The sequence below is a fragment of the Rhodococcus sp. NPDC055024 genome (assembly GCF_053608585.1).
Genome location: NZ_JBSGVT010000022.1, coordinates 1 through 17,973 on the forward strand (window position 1 = coordinate 1; position 17,973 = coordinate 17,973).

General features: G+C 61.9%; 19 protein-coding genes. 5 read left to right on the plus strand and 14 right to left on the minus strand.

All coding sequences use genetic code 11. The features are described from left to right. Positions 1 to 64 precede the first annotated feature (64 nt). The gene (gene rlmN / locus ACWF6P_RS29480; protein WP_230812959.1) at positions 65 to 1,174 is read right to left on the minus strand and encodes a 23S rRNA (adenine(2503)-C(2))-methyltransferase RlmN; all 1,110 of its coding nucleotides are present in this window, start codon (positions 1,172 to 1,174) and stop codon (positions 65 to 67) included. Positions 1,175 to 1,276: 102 nt separating this feature from the next. Here rlmN and ACWF6P_RS29485 point away from each other — a divergent pair, with 102 nt between their 5' ends. Both ACWF6P_RS29485 and ACWF6P_RS29490 read left to right on the plus strand, forming a co-directional pair. Next, positions 1,277 to 1,687, plus strand: a complete 411-nt coding sequence (locus tag ACWF6P_RS29485) for a LapA family protein (RefSeq protein WP_452623412.1) — start codon at positions 1,277 to 1,279, stop codon at positions 1,685 to 1,687. A 95-nt stretch (positions 1,688 to 1,782) separates the two neighbouring features. Continuing rightward, a complete protein-coding gene (locus tag ACWF6P_RS29490; RefSeq protein ID WP_030244636.1) occupies positions 1,783 to 2,625 on the plus strand; it encodes an HpcH/HpaI aldolase/citrate lyase family protein in 843 nt (280 codons plus the stop codon). A gap of 79 nt (positions 2,626 to 2,704) precedes the next feature. On the opposite strand, the gene ACWF6P_RS29495 is transcribed toward ACWF6P_RS29490, so the two are convergent. The 6 genes from ACWF6P_RS29495 to rpsB form a co-directional block, all read right to left on the minus strand. Beyond that, the gene (locus ACWF6P_RS29495) at positions 2,705 to 3,433 is read right to left on the minus strand and encodes a class I SAM-dependent methyltransferase (protein WP_452623413.1); all 729 of its coding nucleotides are present in this window, start codon (positions 3,431 to 3,433) and stop codon (positions 2,705 to 2,707) included. 6 nt (positions 3,434 to 3,439) lie between these two features. Then, positions 3,440 to 4,336 (minus strand): phosphatidate cytidylyltransferase, encoded by an 897-nt coding sequence (locus ACWF6P_RS29500; protein WP_283303770.1) that lies wholly within the window; start codon positions 4,334 to 4,336, stop codon positions 3,440 to 3,442. A 48-nt stretch (positions 4,337 to 4,384) separates the two neighbouring features. After that, on the minus strand, positions 4,385 to 4,942 hold the full coding sequence (gene frr, locus ACWF6P_RS29505; RefSeq protein ID WP_003942777.1) for a ribosome recycling factor: 558 nt from the start codon (positions 4,940 to 4,942) through the stop codon (positions 4,385 to 4,387). Between the two features lie 43 nt (positions 4,943 to 4,985). Beyond that, a complete protein-coding gene (pyrH, locus tag ACWF6P_RS29510) occupies positions 4,986 to 5,714 on the minus strand; it encodes a UMP kinase (protein ID WP_019747988.1) in 729 nt (242 codons plus the stop codon). 198 nt (positions 5,715 to 5,912) lie between these two features. Then, complete coding sequence (gene tsf / locus ACWF6P_RS29515) at positions 5,913 to 6,740, minus strand: translation elongation factor Ts (protein WP_378449529.1); 828 nt, start codon at positions 6,738 to 6,740, stop codon at positions 5,913 to 5,915. A 151-nt stretch (positions 6,741 to 6,891) separates the two neighbouring features. After that, positions 6,892 to 7,773 (minus strand): 30S ribosomal protein S2, encoded by an 882-nt coding sequence (gene rpsB, locus ACWF6P_RS29520; RefSeq protein WP_113682954.1) that lies wholly within the window; start codon positions 7,771 to 7,773, stop codon positions 6,892 to 6,894. A gap of 307 nt (positions 7,774 to 8,080) precedes the next feature. Here rpsB and ACWF6P_RS29525 point away from each other — a divergent pair, with 307 nt between their 5' ends. After that, positions 8,081 to 8,581 carry a M23 family metallopeptidase gene (locus ACWF6P_RS29525; RefSeq protein ID WP_452623414.1) on the plus strand — a complete coding sequence of 167 codons (501 nt, stop codon included), beginning with the start codon at positions 8,081 to 8,083 and terminating at the stop codon, positions 8,579 to 8,581. 31 nt (positions 8,582 to 8,612) lie between these two features. Here ACWF6P_RS29525 and ACWF6P_RS29530 read toward each other — a convergent pair whose 3' ends face one another. Continuing rightward, positions 8,613 to 9,722 carry a nucleotide-binding protein gene (locus ACWF6P_RS29530; RefSeq protein ID WP_452623415.1) on the minus strand — a complete coding sequence of 370 codons (1,110 nt, stop codon included), beginning with the start codon at positions 9,720 to 9,722 and terminating at the stop codon, positions 8,613 to 8,615. A 123-nt stretch (positions 9,723 to 9,845) separates the two neighbouring features. Further along, positions 9,846 to 10,772 (minus strand): tyrosine recombinase XerC, encoded by a 927-nt coding sequence (locus ACWF6P_RS29535; protein ID WP_452623416.1) that lies wholly within the window; start codon positions 10,770 to 10,772, stop codon positions 9,846 to 9,848. Between the two features lie 84 nt (positions 10,773 to 10,856). Between ACWF6P_RS29535 and ACWF6P_RS29540 the strand changes: the two genes are divergently transcribed. Beyond that, entirely contained in the window at positions 10,857 to 12,029 is a 1,173-nt protein-coding gene (locus tag ACWF6P_RS29540; protein WP_378449573.1) for a multidrug effflux MFS transporter, read from the plus strand. On the opposite strand, the gene ACWF6P_RS29545 is transcribed toward ACWF6P_RS29540, so the two are convergent. From ACWF6P_RS29545 to ACWF6P_RS29565, 5 genes are all read right to left on the minus strand, one after another. Next, positions 12,026 to 12,796, minus strand: a complete 771-nt coding sequence (locus tag ACWF6P_RS29545) for a siderophore-interacting protein (RefSeq protein ID WP_378449533.1) — start codon at positions 12,794 to 12,796, stop codon at positions 12,026 to 12,028. The two genes, ACWF6P_RS29540 and ACWF6P_RS29545, sit on opposite strands and share 4 nt — an antisense overlap. A 293-nt stretch (positions 12,797 to 13,089) precedes the next feature. Then, a complete protein-coding gene (locus ACWF6P_RS29550; protein WP_003942721.1) occupies positions 13,090 to 13,449 on the minus strand; it encodes a histone-like nucleoid-structuring protein Lsr2 in 360 nt (119 codons plus the stop codon). A gap of 404 nt (positions 13,450 to 13,853) precedes the next feature. Continuing rightward, positions 13,854 to 14,981, minus strand: a complete 1,128-nt coding sequence (gene dprA / locus ACWF6P_RS29555) for a DNA-processing protein DprA (protein ID WP_452623417.1) — start codon at positions 14,979 to 14,981, stop codon at positions 13,854 to 13,856. Further along, positions 14,978 to 16,486: a YifB family Mg chelatase-like AAA ATPase gene (locus tag ACWF6P_RS29560; RefSeq protein WP_452623418.1), complete on the minus strand. Its 1,509-nt coding sequence runs from the start codon at positions 16,484 to 16,486 to the stop codon at positions 14,978 to 14,980. The genes dprA and ACWF6P_RS29560 overlap by 4 nt, the downstream gene beginning before the upstream one ends. Continuing rightward, positions 16,486 to 16,842, minus strand: coding sequence for a YraN family protein (locus ACWF6P_RS29565; RefSeq protein ID WP_378533771.1), 357 nt, complete (start codon positions 16,840 to 16,842; stop codon positions 16,486 to 16,488). Before ACWF6P_RS29565 ends, ACWF6P_RS29560 begins: the two co-directional genes overlap by 1 nt. Positions 16,843 to 17,105: 263 nt before the next feature. Between ACWF6P_RS29565 and ACWF6P_RS29570 the strand changes: the two genes are divergently transcribed. Beyond that, the gene (locus tag ACWF6P_RS29570; RefSeq protein WP_452623419.1) at positions 17,106 to 17,840 is read left to right on the plus strand and encodes a hypothetical protein; all 735 of its coding nucleotides are present in this window, start codon (positions 17,106 to 17,108) and stop codon (positions 17,838 to 17,840) included. Positions 17,841 to 17,973: the final 133 nt, after the last annotated feature.

Genomic DNA, 17,973 nt, shown 5'->3' on the forward strand with positions numbered 1-17,973 from the left:
GAACGAAAGTTCGTGGAGGCCTTCTCTTTACGTGTTACAGGCCTAGAACTTGACCTGGAGCGTCTCAGTTCTCGGCGGCCAACTGGCCACAGGCTGCGGCAATTTCCTGGCCGCGCGTATCGCGCACCGTGCACGAGACGCCCTGGGCGATGACCCGACGCACGAACTCACGCTCGACGTCCTTCGGGCTCGCGTCCCACTCACTGCCCGGGGTTGGGTTGAGCGGAATCAGGTTGACGTGCACCAACCCGCCGAGCGCCTTCTTCAGCTTCTTGCCCAGCATGTCCGCACGCCACGGCTGATCGTTGACGTTCTTGATCATCGCGTACTCGATGGAGACACGGCGGCCGGTCTTGTCTGCGTAGTATCGCGCGGCTTGGAGCACCTCCGACACGGACCAACGGTTGTTGACCGGCACAAGGGTGTCGCGCAGTTCGTCGTCCGGCGTGTGCAGCGATACCGCCAGCGTGACGCTCAGGCCTTCGTCGGCGAGCTTGCGGATCGCGGGAGCGAGGCCGACGGTCGAGACCGTGACCGACCGCTGGGACAGGCCGAGTCCGTCCGGTGCGGGCGAGGTGATGCGCCGTACCGCCGCCACCACACGCTTGTAGTTCGCCAACGGCTCGCCCATGCCCATGAACACGACATTCGACAAGCGACCGGGGCCGCCGGCTATTTCACCGTCGCGCATGGCTGCTGCCGCCTCGCGAACCTGATCCACGATCTCGGCAGTCGAGAGGTTGCGGTCGAGGCCGCCCTGACCCGTCGCACAGAACGGGCAGGCCATTCCGCAGCCTGCCTGACTCGAGATGCAGAGTGTCGCCCGATCGGGATAGCGCATCAGGACGCTCTCGAGCAGCGTTCCGTCATGTGCCTTCCACAGCGTTTTGCGTGTGTCGCCTGAATCGCACGCGAGATGCTTGATCGGCGTCAACAAAGTCGGGAAGAGCGACTCCCCCACCTTTTCGCGTACCGATGCGGGGAGGTCCGTCATCTTTTCCGGATCTGCTTCGAGCCGAGCGTAGTACTGACGCGCCAGCTGATCGGCCCGGAAAGCGGGGAGGCCGAGCTCTTTCACCGCTTCTTTGCGCTCGGCGGAATCGAGATCGGCGAGGTGCCGTGGAGGCATTCCGCGCTTGGGTGCAGTGAAAACGAGGGGAAGAGAGGCAGCCATAGTTACACCATTGTCCCATTGTTTTGGGGTGCTACCCCACTGCCACCCGATTGTGGCCGGATTACCCGTGCAACTTCGCGCAGGTTGCGTGATGATCATGTCATGTCAACCACACCAGAGGATCCGTCGAACTCCCCCGTGTACGGCCCTGCCGACGGTTTCGGTCCCGACCCGGAATTTCCGAAGGTGGGCGAGGACAAGGCAGTCGAAAAACACGATCCCGAACCGAGCCCGACGCCTGAACCGACGCCGACCGGAACCGCGGTTACCGACCGAACCAGGGCTGCGACGACGTGGGTTGGCCTGGTCATCGGCGCAATCGTGCTGATCATGCTGCTGGTGTTCATATTGCAGAACCTCGAGAGCGTCTCCGTCAAGATCCTGGCCTGGCAAATCGACTTTCCGCTCGGAATCACGATCCTGCTCTCCGCGATTGCGGGCGCGTTGATCATGGCCTTGGCAGGCGGGGTTCGCATCATTCAGATCCGGCGCGCAGCGAAGCGGCAGATGTGACTGAAATCTAGTTACGCAATTGGGTCTACCCGCGAGTAAGCAGGCATCATTGTTGTCGTGGAAATCACCCGAAAGGCCCCGATGTGACTACTCACATGGAGAGACCTGTGACCTCGCGTATTGCCCCGCAACAGGCAAGATCATGGCTCCTCGTCCCCGCATCCAAACCTGACACTTTTGATGCCGCTCTTGCGAGCGCCGCCGACGCCGTCATTCTCGATCTCGAGGATGCCGTCACCGCACCCAACAAACCGGCCGCCCGCCGCGATGTCGCCGCATTCCTGAGCGAACACAATCACGCCTGGGTTCGGATCAACGATGCCACGACACCGTTCTGGGAAGAGGATCTGGCCGCACTCGCGGGCCTCCCCGGACTCGAGGGTGTCATGCTCGCGAAGACCGAGAGCGGCCAGCAGGCCGACGCCACTGCCGAGCGACTTCCCGAGGGCACCAAGATTCTTGCTCTCGTCGAATCCGCGGTAGGGCTCGAAGCTGCGCCCGAGATCGCACGCACCGACGGAATCTTCCGTCTTGCATTCGGCAGCGGAGACTTTCGTCGCGACACCGGGATGGACGACTCGCCCACCTCGATGTCGTACCCGCGTTCGCGGCTCACCATCGCCAGCCGCGCGGCTCGTATCGCTCCGCCGATCGACGGTCCCACGCTCGGCCCCGATCTGGATCTGCTCGCCCGAGACTGTGCGATCACGTTGTCACTCGGCATGGCAGGCAAGCTCTGCATGACCACCGCGCAGACTGCCCCCGTCAACGCGGGCCTGAGTCCGTCCGTGGCCGACGCGATTTGGGCTCAGAACGTCATCGACGATCTCGGTGAAGACGGCTCACGCGTACGTGACGGCAGTGACCTGCCCAAACTCGCCAAGGCAAAGAAGATTCACAAGCTCGCCACCCTGTTCCACATCCCCACCGATCACTAATTTTTTTGCTACTGAATCGGTGCAGAAAACGTCAGGCGCTCACGTCGGAGCGCCTGACGTTCGTCTTTTGAGCCCGCCTTCACGCCAGTTCGAGTGACCGTGGTTTGAATCGAACATGGATCCGGTATCGCACCGCAAAGGCCAATCCCGTCACTTGCGAGAACGCACGCTCGGCGGTCTTCTCGGTGAACTCGATCCCGAGTACTCGCCGCAAGTCGTCTCGATTCTCGAACTCCCACCGGGCGTCGACACGGGTGAGCGAGAATCCCTGAGCCTCGAAAAACGCTTCGACGGCCGCGGGATCGTATTTGGGCAGATCCGCCCTCATCCACTCTCCGTACGGGCCGGCGCTCACGTCCAGGTCCACGATCAGCAGGGCTCCCCCAGGCCTCAGGATGCGCATGGCCTCACGAACTCCCGGGCCGCAGCCTTTGCCGAAGAAGTACGCCGTTCGGGCATGAACGAGATCGACGGAAGCATCAAGGAGACCCGTGGACTCTGCGGAACCCTGGATCACGTCGATCGACGCCGAATCGCGGGTTCGTTCTCGCGCGGCCTTCACCAGCGGCGCGTGCGGCTCCACTCCGACAACACGGCGCGCGGTACGAGCGAACTCCGGTAGGTGAAACCCCGCGCCGCAGCCGACGTCGACGACGTCGAGTCCAGACCAGTCGACCTGGGCTCGCATCGCGGCCCAGATGGAACCGTCGACGTCCTGTGCGCGGTTCTCGACCTCGTAGACGTCCGGCCAGTGCCAGATGTTCGGGCTGGGGATGGGCTTGGAACGGCCCGAGAAGAAATCACGCACGAGAAATCAGACGAGTGCGTACAGAATCAGCCAGGTGACAAATGCCGACGGCAGGAGCGAATCGAGGCGATCCATGATTCCGCCGTGGCCGGGAAGCAAAGTTCCCATGTCCTTGATGCCGAGTTCACGCTTGATCTGCGATTCGATCAGGTCACCGACCGTCGCGACGACCACCAGCACCACACCGAGCAGGACGCCGATCATCGAGTTCGCGTCGAGGATCAGGGTCACCGAAAGCAGGCTGCCGATAACGCAGAAAATGAGGGAACCGACGAATCCCTCCCAGGACTTCTTCGGGCTCACCGCCGGGACCATCGGGTGCTTTCCGAATAGGACTCCCGCGGCATAACCGCCGACGTCGGAACACACGACACCGATCATCAGGACAAAGACACGACCCGGGCCGTCATCTTCGAGCACCATCAACGCACCGAAGGACGCCAACAGCGGGATCCACGCCAGAACGAACACCGTGATGGAGGTGTCTCTCAGGAAGTTCTTCGGAGTTGCCTTGAGCCCGTGGTCGAACAACCGCCACACCATGCACACCAGGACGGTCGCGGTGAATCCGCTGAGCACTCCGACCGGTCCCCACGGCCAACCGAGCCAGATCGTGGCTTGCCCTCCGACGAGCAGCGGAATTCGCGGCACCTCGATGTCGGCTTCACGAAGCCGCGTGGTGACCTCCCACGTCGCGATGAACATCGCGATCGCGACTACAGCGATCCACCCCGGAGGCAGAAAGATCAAAGTGCCGATGACCAGGGCGCCGAGACCGGCTCCGACGCCGATGGCGGCAGGTAGGTTCCTGCCTGCCTTCGACTTCGGCGGTTGCGCGCCCTCAGCGCCGCCCGTAGGCCCGTCCGTGACGGGACCACCGGCGGTTCCCTCTTGTGCGTGCACCCAGACTCCCTGATCTACTCCCGACGACAAACACTGCAAACGAGGAGGCTATACCTCCATCAACTCTGCTTCCTTGTGCTTGACGAGTTCCTCGACCGTGTGCACGTACTTCGCCGTGGTCTTGTCGAGTTCTTTCTCCGCGCGACCGACCTCGTCCTCGCCGGCTTCGCCGTCCTTCTGGATCCGGCCGAGTTCGTCCATCGCCTTGCGGCGGATGTTGCGCAGCGTGACCTTCGAGTCCTCGCCCTTGGACTTGGCCTGCTTCACCAGTTCACGACGACGCTCCTCCGTGAGCTGCGGAACCGAGATGCGGATGATGCTGCCGTCGTTGGACGGGTTGACGCCGAGATCCGAGTTGCGGATCGCCGTCTCGATCGCGTTGAGCTGCGAAGCCTCGTACGGCTTGACGATGACCATGCGGGCCTCGGGGACGTTGATGCTCGCGAGCTGCGTGATCGGCGTGATCGAACCGTAGTAGTCGATCACGATGCGCGAGAACATACCGGGGTTGGCGCGTCCGGTACGAACCGAGCCGAGGTCGTCCTTGGCTACCGTGACAGCCTTTTCCATCTTCTCTTCTGCCTCGAAGAGCGCTTCATCGATCACGGCTGTTCCTCCATGTTGTTCTGCATCATTTTTCGGGGTTCACTCACGACTTGATCAGGGTGCCGATCTTCTCACCGGACACCGCGCGAGCGATGTTTCCTTCGGTGAGGAGGTTGAACACCATCATCGGCATCGAGTTGTCCATGCACAGGCTGAACGCCGTGGCGTCCGCGACCTTGAGTTCACGCTCGATGACCTCGCGGTGCGTGATCTGTTCGTACATCGTCGCGTCCGGGTCGATACGCGGGTCGGCCGAGTAGACGCCGTCGACAGCCTTGGCCATCAGCACTACCTCGGCACCGATCTCCAGCGCGCGCTGCGCAGCAGTGGTGTCGGTGGAGAAGTACGGCATACCCATCCCGGCACCGAAGATGACCACGCGCCCCTTCTCGAGGTGCCTACGTGCACGAAGGGGAAGGTACGGCTCGGCGACCTGTCCCATGGTGATGGCCGTCTGCACACGAGAATCGACGCCGGCCTTCTCCAGGAAATCCTGCAGAGCGAGGCAGTTCATGACGGTGCCGAGCATGCCCATGTAGTCGGAGCGCGCGCGATCGAGGCCACGCTGCTGCAGTTCCGCTCCGCGGAAGAAGTTTCCGCCGCCGATGACCACCGCAACCTGTACGCCAGATCGAACGACCTCTGCGATCTGCTCAGCCACCTTGGTGACCACATCGGGATCGAGACCGACTTTGCCGCCTCCGAACATTTCGCCGCCGAGTTTGAGCAGGACCCGCTTGAATCCTGGACGTTCGTTGGCAGGTTCGGACATTGTTCTCCTCAGTTCGATACAAGACCCTGTGGGTCCTTCGTTCTTCTTCTGCCACCGAATCGGAGACGGTGACACAGAAAGCCCTCGGGACTAGTCCCAAGGCACTCCCATCCTGCCTCATCGGAGGCCCCAGGTACACGTAGACCCCGCCGGTAGAGCAAATGCTCTTCTGGCGGGGTCCATGTGTACGGGCTCCGATTAAGCGGAGGCGCCGACCTCGAAACGCACGAAGCGCTTGATGGTCACGCCGGCCTCGTCGAGGATCGCCTTGACGGTCTTCTTGGAGTCCTGAACCGAAGACTGCTCGGTCAGCACGACGTCCTTGAAGTAGCCGTTGACGCGGCCTTCGATGATCTTCGGCAGAGCCTGTTCGGGCTTGCCCTCCGCGCGAGCGGTCTCTTCGGCGATGTGGCGCTCGGAAGCGACGATCTCCGCGGGGACCTCGTCACGCGTGACGTACTTGGCCTTGAGTGCAGCGACCTGCATTGCAGCTGCGCGAGCAGCCTCGGCTGCGGCATCGCCTTCACCGGTGTACTCGACGAGCACGCCGACGGCCGGCGGCAGGTCGGCACTGCGCTTGTGCAGGTACACGGCAACGGGGCCGTCGAAGGAAGCGACGCGGCTCAGCTCGAGCTTCTCGCCGATCTTCGCGGACTGCTCCTGGATGACGGTGTCAATGGTCTTGCCGTCGAGCTCGAGCGCCTTGAGTGCGTCGAGGTCGGCGGGCTTGCCAGCAGCAGCGACGGTCACGATGGCGTCGGCCAGCTTGATGAACTCGTCGTTCTTGGCGACGAAGTCGGTCTCGCAGTTGATCTCGATCATGACGCCGTCCTTGGCGACGACGAGACCCTCAGCGGTGGTGCGCTCTGCGCGCTTTCCGACATCCTTCGCGCCCTTGATGCGCAGCTGCTCGACGGCCTTGTCGAAATCGCCGTCTGCATCTGCGAGTGCGTTCTTACATGCCATCATTCCGGAGCCGGTGAGCTCACGGAGCCGCTTGACGTCAGCGGCGGTGTAGTTCGCCATGATTAGCGAGCCTCCTCATGTGTCTGTTTCGGACCTAGGACTAACGGTGAGCACGGCCTAACGGTGAAGCACGGCCTGACGGTGGTGCTCGGGCCTAACGGTGAAACGGCCCTGACCAAAAGAACTCTTGGTCAGGGCCGGTTTCAACGAATCAGGCCTCGGTGGCCGGTGCCTCTGCGGCGGGGGCTGCCTCAGCCTCTGCAGCCGGAGCTGCCTCAGCCTCAGCAGCCGGAGCTGCCTCAGCCTCTGCGGCCGGAGCTGCCTGCGAGAGCAGTTCCTGCTCCCACTCGGCGAGGGGCTCGCCTGCGCCGGCTTCGGGCTTCGCGTCCTTGTCGGCGCTCAGTCCTGCACGTGCCTGCACTCCCTCGGCAACCGCGGAAGCGACAACCTTGGTCAGCAGTGCTGCGGAGCGGATGGCGTCGTCGTTGCCCGGGATCGGGTAGTCGACGAGGTCGGGGTCGCAGTTGGTGTCCAGGATCGCGATGACCGGGATGTTCAGCTTGCGAGCCTCGGCAACTGCCAGGTGCTCCTTGTTGGTGTCGACGATCCACACCGCGGAAGGAACCTTGGCCATGTCGCGGATACCACCGAGGGTGCGATCCAGCTTGGTCATCTCACGCGTGAGCATGAGGATTTCCTTCTTGGTGCGACCTTCGAATCCACCGGTCTGCTCCATTGCCTCGAGCTCCTTGAGGCGAAGCAGACGCTTGTGGACGGTGGTGAAGTTGGTGAGCATGCCGCCGAGCCAACGCTGGTTGACGTAGGGCATTCCGACGCGAGTCGCTTCGGAAGCGATGGACTCCTGCGCCTGCTTCTTGGTGCCGACGAAGAGAACGGTGCCGCCGTGGGCAACGGTCTCCTTGACGAACTCGTACGCCTTGTCGATGTACGTCAGCGTCTGCTGGAGGTCGATGATGTAGATGCCGTTGCGGTCGGTCAAGATGAATCGCTTCATCTTCGGGTTCCAGCGACGGGTCTGATGTCCGAAGTGGGTTCCACTATCGAGCATCTGCTTCATGGTTACGACAGCCATGGCTGTGTACCTCAAACTTTCAATCCGGTTGATGCAGGCGATCGGGTGATCCCTGCCCTGGCACCCGCACGGCCGTCGGACCTGTTTCGTGAGAACCAGGACCAGCCGAGGCCGGAAAACGTGCGCGGGCGCGCGAAGTCGGACTGTGCGAGCACAGACCGCTCGACAAGTGTACGTCCTCGTCCCCCGATGCCATAACCACCCCGGAAGCAACAGACCGAACCGGCGGTTGTGGATCGGCGGCCATCCTGTGGATTACCCGTCTGATCTGCATTGAAGCGCGCACAACTCCACGCAAGATCAAGCAATGACGATGTTGAGCGGAGCCCGACGAGGAGTGGTCATCGCTGTGATTTTCTGCTGTGTCGCCGTAAGCACGGCGTCGGCAGAGGCGCGTTTCGACTGGCCGCTCACTCCGCGGCCGCATGTGGAACACGCTTTCGACAAACCGGCCCAGAACTGGCTGCCCGGCCATCGCGGCGTCGATCTAGGCGGCAGTCCCGGCCAATCCGTCCTCGCGGCCGGCGACGGCGTCGTGGCGTTCGCGGGAGTCGTCGCGGGAAAGCCGACGGTGTCGATTGATCACGACGGCGGCCTACGTACTACCTACGAACCCGTCGCGGCCGACGTTCGAGCAGGTGAACGCATCGCAACCGGGGCGGTGATCGGAACCCTCGAACCCGGGCACGACGGGTGCGTCGTCGCCGCGTGTTTGCACTGGGGCCTGCGCAGAGGGCGCGAGTATCTCGATCCACTCGGACTGGTTCGGTCGCAACCGCTCAGACTCAAGCCACTGACGGGGGGTTGAGACCGATGGGGTTGAGACCGATGGGGTTGAGTCAGTGCCACTCGGAGACGGCGTGCCGACCCACGGCGTCTGCGAAATCGTCGGCAACCATCGCTGCCAATTCCATGAATGCTCGCCGGGTGGCCGGTCGCATCAACTCGAGATCCATGACCGATCCCTCCGCGAGATGCTCGTCGAAAGGAATGACCTCGACGGCGCGGCATCGACGCATGAAGTAGTCCACCAACGCATCCATGTCGATCACGCTCGACCCTGGTCGGGCGGCGCTGATCACGACGACGGTCCGTTCGACCAGATGACCGTATCCATGCAACTGAAGCCAATCGAGCGTTGCCGCTGCGCTTCGCGCTCCGTCGATGGCCGGAGAACTGACGAGAACCAACGAATTGGCAAGATCGAGAACGCCGTTCATCGCCGAGTGCATGATCCCGGTACCGCAATCGGTGAGGATGATGTTGTAGTAGACCTGCAAGATGTCGATGACCTGGCGATAGTCGTCCTCGCTGAACGCCTCCGAAATCGCCGGATCCTGCTCACTGGCCAAGACCTCGAGACGACTCGGCGACTGAGATGTGTGCGCGCGTACGTCCGAATAGCTCTTTATGTCCGGCCTCGCGGCGATCAGATCGCGCACTGTCGAATTTGTCTGCAGCGGAACACGTTGCGCCAAGGTTCCGAAGTCGGGATTGGCGTCGACCGCCACGACGCAGTCGCCACGCAGCGAAGCAAACGTCGCACCGAGTCCGACCGTCACGGTTGTCTTGCCGACGCCACCCTTGAGCGAGAGCAACGCTATTCGGTAGTCGTTGCGTATCGGCTGCTCAATTCTGGCGGCCAGTGCGCGGTTGCGCTGTTCGTTGGTCGAATCCCCCAGATTGACCACGCCCCCGGTCGCACGATGCAATCCTCTTCGCCAGCCGCCCCGCGGTGTCCGTTTAGGGCGTTTCAGTAAAGCTTCGGCAACCAGGTCCTGGTTGGTCACCTGCTGCTGGCTCGACGGCGGCGGCGGCGCGGCCCAGGCCTCTTGCGGTCGTGCCGCCGGCTCCGGCGTCGACACCGGCACGGGAGCCGGTTGCGGCGCTTCGGACAGCCAGGCCGGTTGGCCACTGTTCGGCGGGTGCTTCACATCTTGGCGGTTCACGAATCCCCCGGATATCGCATGTAATCGAGTGTCTTGACACGACGATCGAACTTTGCCGATTGTTCACTCTTCTGACCTGCGACGCTACCAAATACCCGCCGAGAACTCGCGTCGCTTCACAATCTAGGCGCGCGGATGGGCCTGATCGTGGACGGATCGAAGCCGTTCGACCGATACATGCGTGTACAGCTGAGTGGTCGCCAGACTCGCGTGCCCGAGAAGTTCTTGCACCACACGGAGGTCTGCACCGCCTTCGAGCAAATGTGTCGCAGCCGAGTGCCGGAGCCCGTGCGGACCCATGTCGGGAGCCCCTGGAATTGCAGCCATGGTTTCGTGGACCACCGAACGAGCCTGACGCTGATCGAGTCGGCCGCCTCGGACGCCGAGGAGCAATGCCCTCCCAGACCGATCCGAAGTCAGTGCGGGTCTTCCGTGCTCCAGCCACCCGTTCAGTGCCGATTCTGCGGGGAGGCCGTAGGGCACCGATCGCTCCTTGTTTCCTTTGCCGAGCACACGCAGTAGGCGTCGATCGGCGTCGACCGACTCGACGTCCAGTCCACACAACTCGCCGACGCGAATTCCGGTGGAGTACAACAACTCCACGATGAGCCGGTCTCGCAGGGCGAGCGGCTCTTGTTGCTGCGCACCGCTTTCGGCCGCATCCATTGCGTCGATCGCCTGACTCTGACGCAGCACCGTCGGCAGCGTGCGGCGGGCAGGTGGAGCTGCCAGACGTGTACCAGGGTCGACGGGAATGCGTCCTGTCTGCGCGAGCCACGCCGTGAAGCCGCGCGCTGACGACGCCCGTCGAGCTACCGTCGTCCGGGCCGTTCCCACGGCATTCTGGGCAGCCAACCACGAGCGCATGACTCCAAGGTCGAGGTCGTCGAGATCTGCAGTCGCCGAACCTGCAGCGAGATGGGTCAGCAATGCCCGCGCGTCACCGACGTAGGCGCGGATCGTGTGTTCCGACCGCCCTCGGCTCAGTCGAAGGTGCTCGGCGTAGGCATCGAGGTGAACACTCAAGCTCGCCGGCAATGCGTCAGTCATGAACACACGCTCGCCCGCCGCGATTGAAACTGCAAGCTGCCTCGCCGATAGGGTTGATCGGTGAATCGAGCAATTCCTCTGAAGATGTTGTGTGTACTGGCACTGATTTCCGCAATCGCTCCACTGTCCATCGACATGTACCTGCCCGGCCTACCTTTGATGGCGGATGCACTCGACACTACTGCGGCCAGCGTTCAGCTGACACTGACTACCTTCATGGCCGGCCTCGGAATCGGCCAGCTGATCATCGGTCCGATCTCCGACGGACTGGGGAGGCGGCGAATACTGCTTGCCGCGACGATCATCACAGCGCTGAGCGGTGCGGCATGCGCGGTGGCGCCGAGCATAGAGTTTCTCATCGGCGCTCGGCTCGTCCAGGGATTGAGTGGAGGCGCTGCCATCGTCTTGGCCCGTGCTTGTATTGCCGACCGGGCGCGCGGCGACGACGCAGCGAAGCTCTTCAGCATCATGATGATCATCGGCGGCATCGCTCCCGTGGTCGCGCCACTGATCGGCGGCGCACTTCTCGGCCCCGTCGGGTGGCGCGGAATCTTCTGGGTCCTGGCGGTCGCGGGCGCCGTGATGGTGGCTGGTGTCATTTTGCTTGTTCCCGAGACACTCCCACCCGAGCGACGCCACGGCGGTGGATTGAAGTCACTGCTCTCGAATCTGAGATACGTCGTCCGAAATCAGCATTACCTCGGATATGCGCTCGCATTCGTCTTCGGATTCGGCGCCCTGTTCGCTTACATCTCCGCGTCGCCGTTCGTCGTTCAGAATGTCCTCGGGCTGAGTCCGTCGCAATTCTCGATCGTGTTCGCAGTCAACGCCACCGGAATGGTCGCAGCAGCGATGATCACCACTCGTCTGCTCGGTCGCGTCGGAGCTCGCACCCTACTGCGTTTCGGCGTGTGCCTACTACTCGCCGGCGGCGCCGTATTGTTCTGCACCAGCGTCGTTTTCAGTTCCACGAATACCTGGTTGATCTTGGTTCCGCTGTTCGTGGCAGTTTCAAGCATCGGGTTCATCATGGGTAATGCGACCGCTCTCGCCCAAGGAGAGGTCACGAACGCTGCAGGAACCGGTTCAGCCCTGATGGGAGCGGGCCAGTTCGGCTTGGCGGCGCTGGTTTCGCCGTTGGTGGGAATTGCGGGAGAAGACACGGCAGTTCCGATGGCAATTGCAATTCCCACCTTCGGAGTTCTCGCGGCCGTTGCGCTCGTGTTGCTGACTCGCGGTAAGGCTGCAGCGAGTTAGCTTTCGACCGCGGCGAGTTCGGACTTCCAGACGCGGAATCCTTCTTCGGTGCGACCACGACGCCAGTATCCGGAAATAGAAGCGGCCGATGCCGGGACGTTTCGTTCCTTGCGAATGTACGGCCGGAGGTTATGCATGACGGCTTGCGCTTCACCGTGAATGAATACGTGCGGTTCGCCCGGTAGCCACTCGAGCGCCTTGACCGCGGCGACGACTGGCGCGTTGTCACCCGCCAACTCTTCACCCACCGCGTCGGACGACGCTCCGCGATGCAGCCAGGTCACCGCTATACCTTCCGGGGCATCGAGTGCGATTTCGTCTTCTGGTCCACCGACCTCGACGACGGCGTAGCCGACCGCATCCGGCGCCAATCTCGCTATCGACGCGGTAATAGCAGGTATTGCGGTCTCGTCTCCGACGAAGAGATACCAATCAGCGGATGGCGACGGCGAAAACGCGCCACCGGGTCCACGCAGGGTAATCTCCGCGCCCGGTTGAACTGACGCGGCCCACGGGCCTGCAACTCCCATGTCACCGTGGACGACAAAATCGATTGCAATCTCTTTGGCATCAAGATCGTACGAACGAATCGTGTAGGTACGCAGTACCGGCTGATCAGGCGTGCCGAATTCGATCTTTACATAGGAATCGCTGTATTCGCTGGGAGTGAACGACTCGAAGCCCGATCCCCCGAGAAACACTCGCACCATATGGGGAGTCAATTGTTCGGTCCGCAGAACCGTCAATGCAGTTGTCGGCTTGGCCACAGAAAGATCCTTCCGAAAGTTAGTGTTACCTAACTAAGGTACACGACAATTGCAGTGCACGGGCAAAATGCCTCCGCGGTGAATCCGTCCAGCGCGCGGACGGATCAAGGTAAACAACGAAATAAACCGACCACTCTGCCCGGTAAATGTGATGGCAGCCAAATTATCGGCTCACGAACCAGCGAATGATCAGGCAGGACATCACTATCGGAGAAATTGGCAAAGCAACAGTAAAATACGCCTCTGGCTCCTGACGAGGTTCGCCAGGAGCCAGAGGAGGTATTTAATTCAACCTAGTGTGCAGCATCGAAAGCGTCGATGATTTCCGCTTTGATACGCCCACGCGGAGCAACTTCGTAACCGTTCTTACCCGCCCAGTCGCGAATGGCCTGGAGCGTCTCCTTGGAGCGTCCGGAACCCGACGTGGCCTGCGGCGATGCAGCCTGAGCCTTCTTACCGCGTTTTCCGCTCACCTTCGCTGCTGCCTCGACGAACGGCTTCACCGCAGCGTCGAACTTCTCCGCATTGGTGGCTCGCAGATCGATCACGTAATCCGTTCCCTGGTAAGAGAACTCAATTCGATCACCGAATCCATCGTCAATCGGCTTACCGTCAAGGTCGTCGATGAGTTGCCGAATCAGCTTCTCAGCCATTGCACTCCTCTTTCAATGATCGATTCAATTCTCCTTCACAATACACAGATAGAGCGTTGATGAACAAAAGAAGTCCGAAAACCTCTGCCATTTCCGAACAGACTCAATGGTCCGAATTAGCAGCGGGTTAACGACATACCAATCAATACCCGCCTTCACTGTGATCCAGACTAATCAGACGTCCCAGCACATTGACCTGAAACTTTCCTGAGGCCCGTTGAAATTCACGGCCACGTCTGTATAGCAGGGTCGAGAATAACGCTGCACACAGCCGAGCAAGTTCTCGAAAAACAGCCCTGACGTGCAATTACCAGCATCGCGAGGGTATTCACGTTTCGCTGTCGCAGGAACAGTTAGTCAGCATCGCCACCCGCCCACAGGAAGAGCAGAATGAAGTTCTCGCGCTACCGCGTCCGAAACCAACCACTCGAATCAGAACTTGCAAACCCCTCGAGTTCGAGCAGTGGAAGAGTTGCACGAACCTGAGCCATGAGCAATCCCGATTCCTCGGACAACTCACGGGTACTACGGGAACCTGTTCCCGGCAAAGCTTCGTACACCAATCGAGAATTGCCTCGCAATGCGTCGATGTCACGCGTCGCGGCGACATCCTCCGCGCAATCACCCACACCGAACGGACCCGACGCTTCGACTACGTCCACGGCGTTGGAGACGAGTTGGGCTTCACCTTCGCGAATCATTCGGTGGCATCCGGTCGACGACGCCGAGGTCACCGGTCCGGGCACCGCCATGACGGGACGGCCTAGCTTTCGAGCCCAATTGGCGGTATTGCGTGCCCCACTGCGCCATCCGGCCTCGACCACCACTACTCCGTCCGACAATGCAGCAACCAGTCGATTCCTCGCCAGGAACCGAAACTTTGCAGGTGTTGTACCCGGCGGATACTCACTTATCACTGCACCCGAATTCGCTATCTGCTTGAGTAGTCGCGCATGCCCCGACGGATACGCCCGATCCACGCCACAGGCCAAGACGGCCATTGTGGTTCCCCCTACGCCCAATGCAGCCCGGTGCGCTGCCCCGTCGATACCGAAGGCCGCTCCCGAGGTCACGGTCCATCCGTCGACAGCCAGATCACCGGCAATCTCTGCCGTCACGTGTTCGCCGTACGCAGTCGATGCCCGCGTGCCGACAATCCCAACCGATCTCTCGGTCAGATCTACCAGATCCCCAGACCCCAACACCCACAACACAAATGGCGCGATCTCACCGCCGGCGGCATCGAGTCCGTCGAAGGAGAGCATCCGCCACGCCGGCCAATCGGCGCAGTTCGGCGTCACGAGCCTGCCTCCCATCGCCTCCATCAGATCGAGGTCTCGCTGGGCCGTGTCGATGTGAGCGCGAGCTCGCGTCTTCTCCTCGATCGCGGGTGGCAGATCGCCGCTGCGGACAGCCCTCGCAGTTGCTTCGATCCCGAGCTCGTCGATCAACATGGACATATACGCGCTGGGCCCTTGCACGACGCGGGACAGATATGCCCAGGCAAGTAGTCGTGGGTCGTGTGCAGTCATTGGAATCCCCTGTCGCGGAAGTCGAGTGCGGTGACAACTTGATCTGGTCCGGGCATCGCCTCACCTGCCAGATCGGCGACACTCCAGGCAACCCGCAACGCTCGGTCCGCCCCTCGAGCTGTGATCACCCCTTTACGTAGCGCCCGTTCCACCGGCGCCAGCGCCGCACGCGAGAGTCTGAACTTCTGTCTCAACGCCGGCCCTGGTACCTCCGCGTTGGTCCGCCACCCGTACTCACTCCACCGCTGGGCCGCAGTGTCTCGAGCTGCCGCCACGCGCGCACGAACGTCGCTGGTGCTTTCCCCTACTTCGTCGATCAGCGCTCCGGTTGCAACGGCCTGCATCCGGACCCTGATGTCGACTCGGTCCAACAACGGGCCGGACAATTTCCCCAGGTATCGGCGACGTGCCGCGGGTGCACAGACGCAATCCGCGTCACGGGGCGGCGCGCACGGACACGGATTCGCGGCCAGGATGAGCTGGAATCGCGCTGGGTAACGTGCCACTCCGTCCCGTCTGGCGATTCGCACTTCCCCGTCTTCGAGTGGCGTGCGTAGCGCTTCGAGCACTTTCACCCCGATCTCCGCACATTCGTCGAGGAACAGCACGCCGCGATGAGCCCGGCTGACCGCACCCGGACGAGCCATCCCACTACCACCACCCACCAACGAGCTGACCGACGAACTGTGATGCGGCGCAATGAAAGGCGGCATATCGATCAACGGCCGATCCTCCGGCAACACACCCGCCACCGAATGAATCGCCGTCACCTCCAACGACTCCCCCTCCGTCAACGGCGGAAGAATCCCCGGAAGCCTCTGCGCCAACATTGTTTTCCCGATCCCCGGCGGACCCGTCAACATCAAATGATGCGCACCCGCCGCCGCAACCTCGATCGCCCACCGAGCATCCGTCTGCCCGACAACCTCACTCAAATCCCGCACCGCCACCGCATCAGCACGCTCGAAAACATCAGGAACAGCCAGCGCCAACTCACCGCGCAACCACCCGATCACCGCAGACAAATCATCGGCACCCAGCACTTCGATCCCCTTGACCAAGCCCGCCTCTGCCAACGCCCGGGCTGGAACCACGACAGTCCCCCACCCCGCCCGCTTCGCCGCAAGCACCGCAGGTAACACACCACGCACCGTCCTCAAACGACCGTCGAGCGCCAACTCCCCCAAAAAGACAGTCTCCCGCAACAACTTTCGCGGTAGCTTCTTCGCCGCATCGAGAACCGACAACGACAAAGCCAAATCGTAAACACTGCCCACCTTCGGCAACGTCGCCGGCGACAACGCCAAAATCACCTTGCTGTCCGGCCACTCCTCACCGGAATTGGTCACCGCCGCCCGAATCCGATCACGCGACTCGTGCAACGCCGTATCCGGAAGCCCCACCAAATGCACCGCCGGCAACCCGCGCCCGATATCCGCCTCGATCTCCACGATCTGCCCGTCCACACCACTGACCGCAACAGAATGCGCCCGCCCCAACGCCATCAGAACGCGTCCACAAAATGCTCGACCGAAGGCTCGCCGTCGCGGCCGATCAACACCGCCACCACATCGAAACGCACCCTCGACCACGACCGGCCCGAATCAGTGAGCCACTGCATCGCCAAAACCCGAATCCGACGCTGCTTCGCGAACGTCACCGACTCCGCCGGACTCCCGTACCCGACACCAGAGCGAGTCTTCACCTCCACGAACACAATCCGATCACCGGACGTCGCAATCACATCCAACTCGCCGTACCGACAACGCCAATTACGCTCGACAATCTCCAAACCCGCATCGATCAGGAACTCGACAGCCACATCCTCGCCCCGAGCACCCAACGCCATATTCCTCGCCATCGCAGCCCCCACCACTCACACGACCGCGCGCCCGCCCCATACGAAACGCGTCCCAACCACCACTCAACCCACCACCACAAAACCAAGCCACCCGAAAACAACCTGTTGACAACTCGGAACCTGTGGAATTCGGCAGCGCAATACATGAACGACGGCGCACACTCCGACAATTTTCTGAAATCCCCACAAATTGGACGAAAGTCCAGTAGAACTAGTTACAGTTTTGCTCAAACCGTCACGCACCCCGCTGAATGGAGTTCTACATGGCCCGCCGCTCACTACGCCACGCAGTAGCCACCACCACTTCCCTCGTTCTCCTCGCCGCCGGCGTCACTGTTGGACTTGGCGCTTCGGTGGCACAAGCAGCGCCGGCCTGCGCGCTCAACCAGTCGGTCACCGACGATTGGCCCGGCTCCGTCTGGACGCCCTACACCGTCAGCAAGGAGGTTGTCGGCGACGGCAAGGTCGCAGCGGGTCAGACGGTCACCTACATCACCAAGGTTTCCGGTTCGGGAGCCCTCGTCAACGAGATCCGCGATTTCCATCCGGCGGGATTCCAGCTGGTGAAGGCTCGCCTGAACGTCAAATGGCTTATCGGCGACCAGAAGTGGGACGACGTCACCAAGACCGTCGTCGTCGGCAATGACTCCGTAATCGCCAAGGGCGGCGGATGGACCACGGCGGGCGGTGGCGTCATCGCTTTGGAGACCACCTACAAGGTTCCCGACAACGCCGTCGTCGGCACGCAGCTCGACAGCGGCGCCGGCACCAACATTGTGCTCGCGGGCGGAAACTGGAACATCAATCCGATGGGCGTGTGTGTCACCATCCGGCAGCCGAACCCCGTCGAGGCGGGCGCCGGAAGCCTCGAAGACATGGGCTTCGGCTCACTCAACTCCGGATCAGGCCAGGTATTCGGCTCCCTGACCGACCCGCAGGGCTCGATGACCAATGTCATCAGCGGCGTCCTGGGCAATGTGCTCGGCAACATGAGCTGACCCAGTTCGGATAGGAGATGGGCCGAGCCACCAGCGCATGCTGGCAGCTCGGCCCATCTCCTCGTTCTGGAGGCATGTTCCGCAATTGAAAACCAACAATCACGTTCAGTGTTGCGACACTGAAAGGAGAAGC

Coding starts and splice junctions, on each gene's coding strand:
- rpsB (WP_113682954.1), bottom strand. CDS start 7,773: ATGGCTGTCGTAACCATGAAGCAGATGCTCGATAGTGGAACCCACTTC.
- rlmN (WP_230812959.1), bottom strand. CDS start 1,174: ATGGCTGCCTCTCTTCCCCTCGTTTTCACTGCACCCAAGCGCGGAATG.
- ACWF6P_RS29490 (WP_030244636.1), top strand. CDS start 1,783: ATGGAGAGACCTGTGACCTCGCGTATTGCCCCGCAACAGGCAAGATCA.
- ACWF6P_RS29535 (WP_452623416.1), bottom strand. CDS start 10,772: ATGACTGACGCATTGCCGGCGAGCTTGAGTGTTCACCTCGATGCCTAC.
- ACWF6P_RS29550 (WP_003942721.1), bottom strand. CDS start 13,449: ATGGCTGAGAAGCTGATTCGGCAACTCATCGACGACCTTGACGGTAAG.
- ACWF6P_RS29525 (WP_452623414.1), top strand. CDS start 8,081: ATGACGATGTTGAGCGGAGCCCGACGAGGAGTGGTCATCGCTGTGATT.
- dprA (WP_452623417.1), bottom strand. CDS start 14,981: ATGACTGCACACGACCCACGACTACTTGCCTGGGCATATCTGTCCCGC.
- ACWF6P_RS29560 (WP_452623418.1), bottom strand. CDS start 16,486: ATGGCGTTGGGGCGGGCGCATTCTGTTGCGGTCAGTGGTGTGGACGGG.
- ACWF6P_RS29485 (WP_452623412.1), top strand. CDS start 1,277: ATGTCAACCACACCAGAGGATCCGTCGAACTCCCCCGTGTACGGCCCT.
- pyrH (WP_019747988.1), bottom strand. CDS start 5,714: ATGTCCGAACCTGCCAACGAACGTCCAGGATTCAAGCGGGTCCTGCTC.
- ACWF6P_RS29540 (WP_378449573.1), top strand. CDS start 10,857: ATGTTGTGTGTACTGGCACTGATTTCCGCAATCGCTCCACTGTCCATC.
- ACWF6P_RS29565 (WP_378533771.1), bottom strand. CDS start 16,842: ATGGCGAGGAATATGGCGTTGGGTGCTCGGGGCGAGGATGTGGCTGTC.
- tsf (WP_378449529.1), bottom strand. CDS start 6,740: ATGGCGAACTACACCGCCGCTGACGTCAAGCGGCTCCGTGAGCTCACC.
- ACWF6P_RS29570 (WP_452623419.1), top strand. CDS start 17,106: ATGGCCCGCCGCTCACTACGCCACGCAGTAGCCACCACCACTTCCCTC.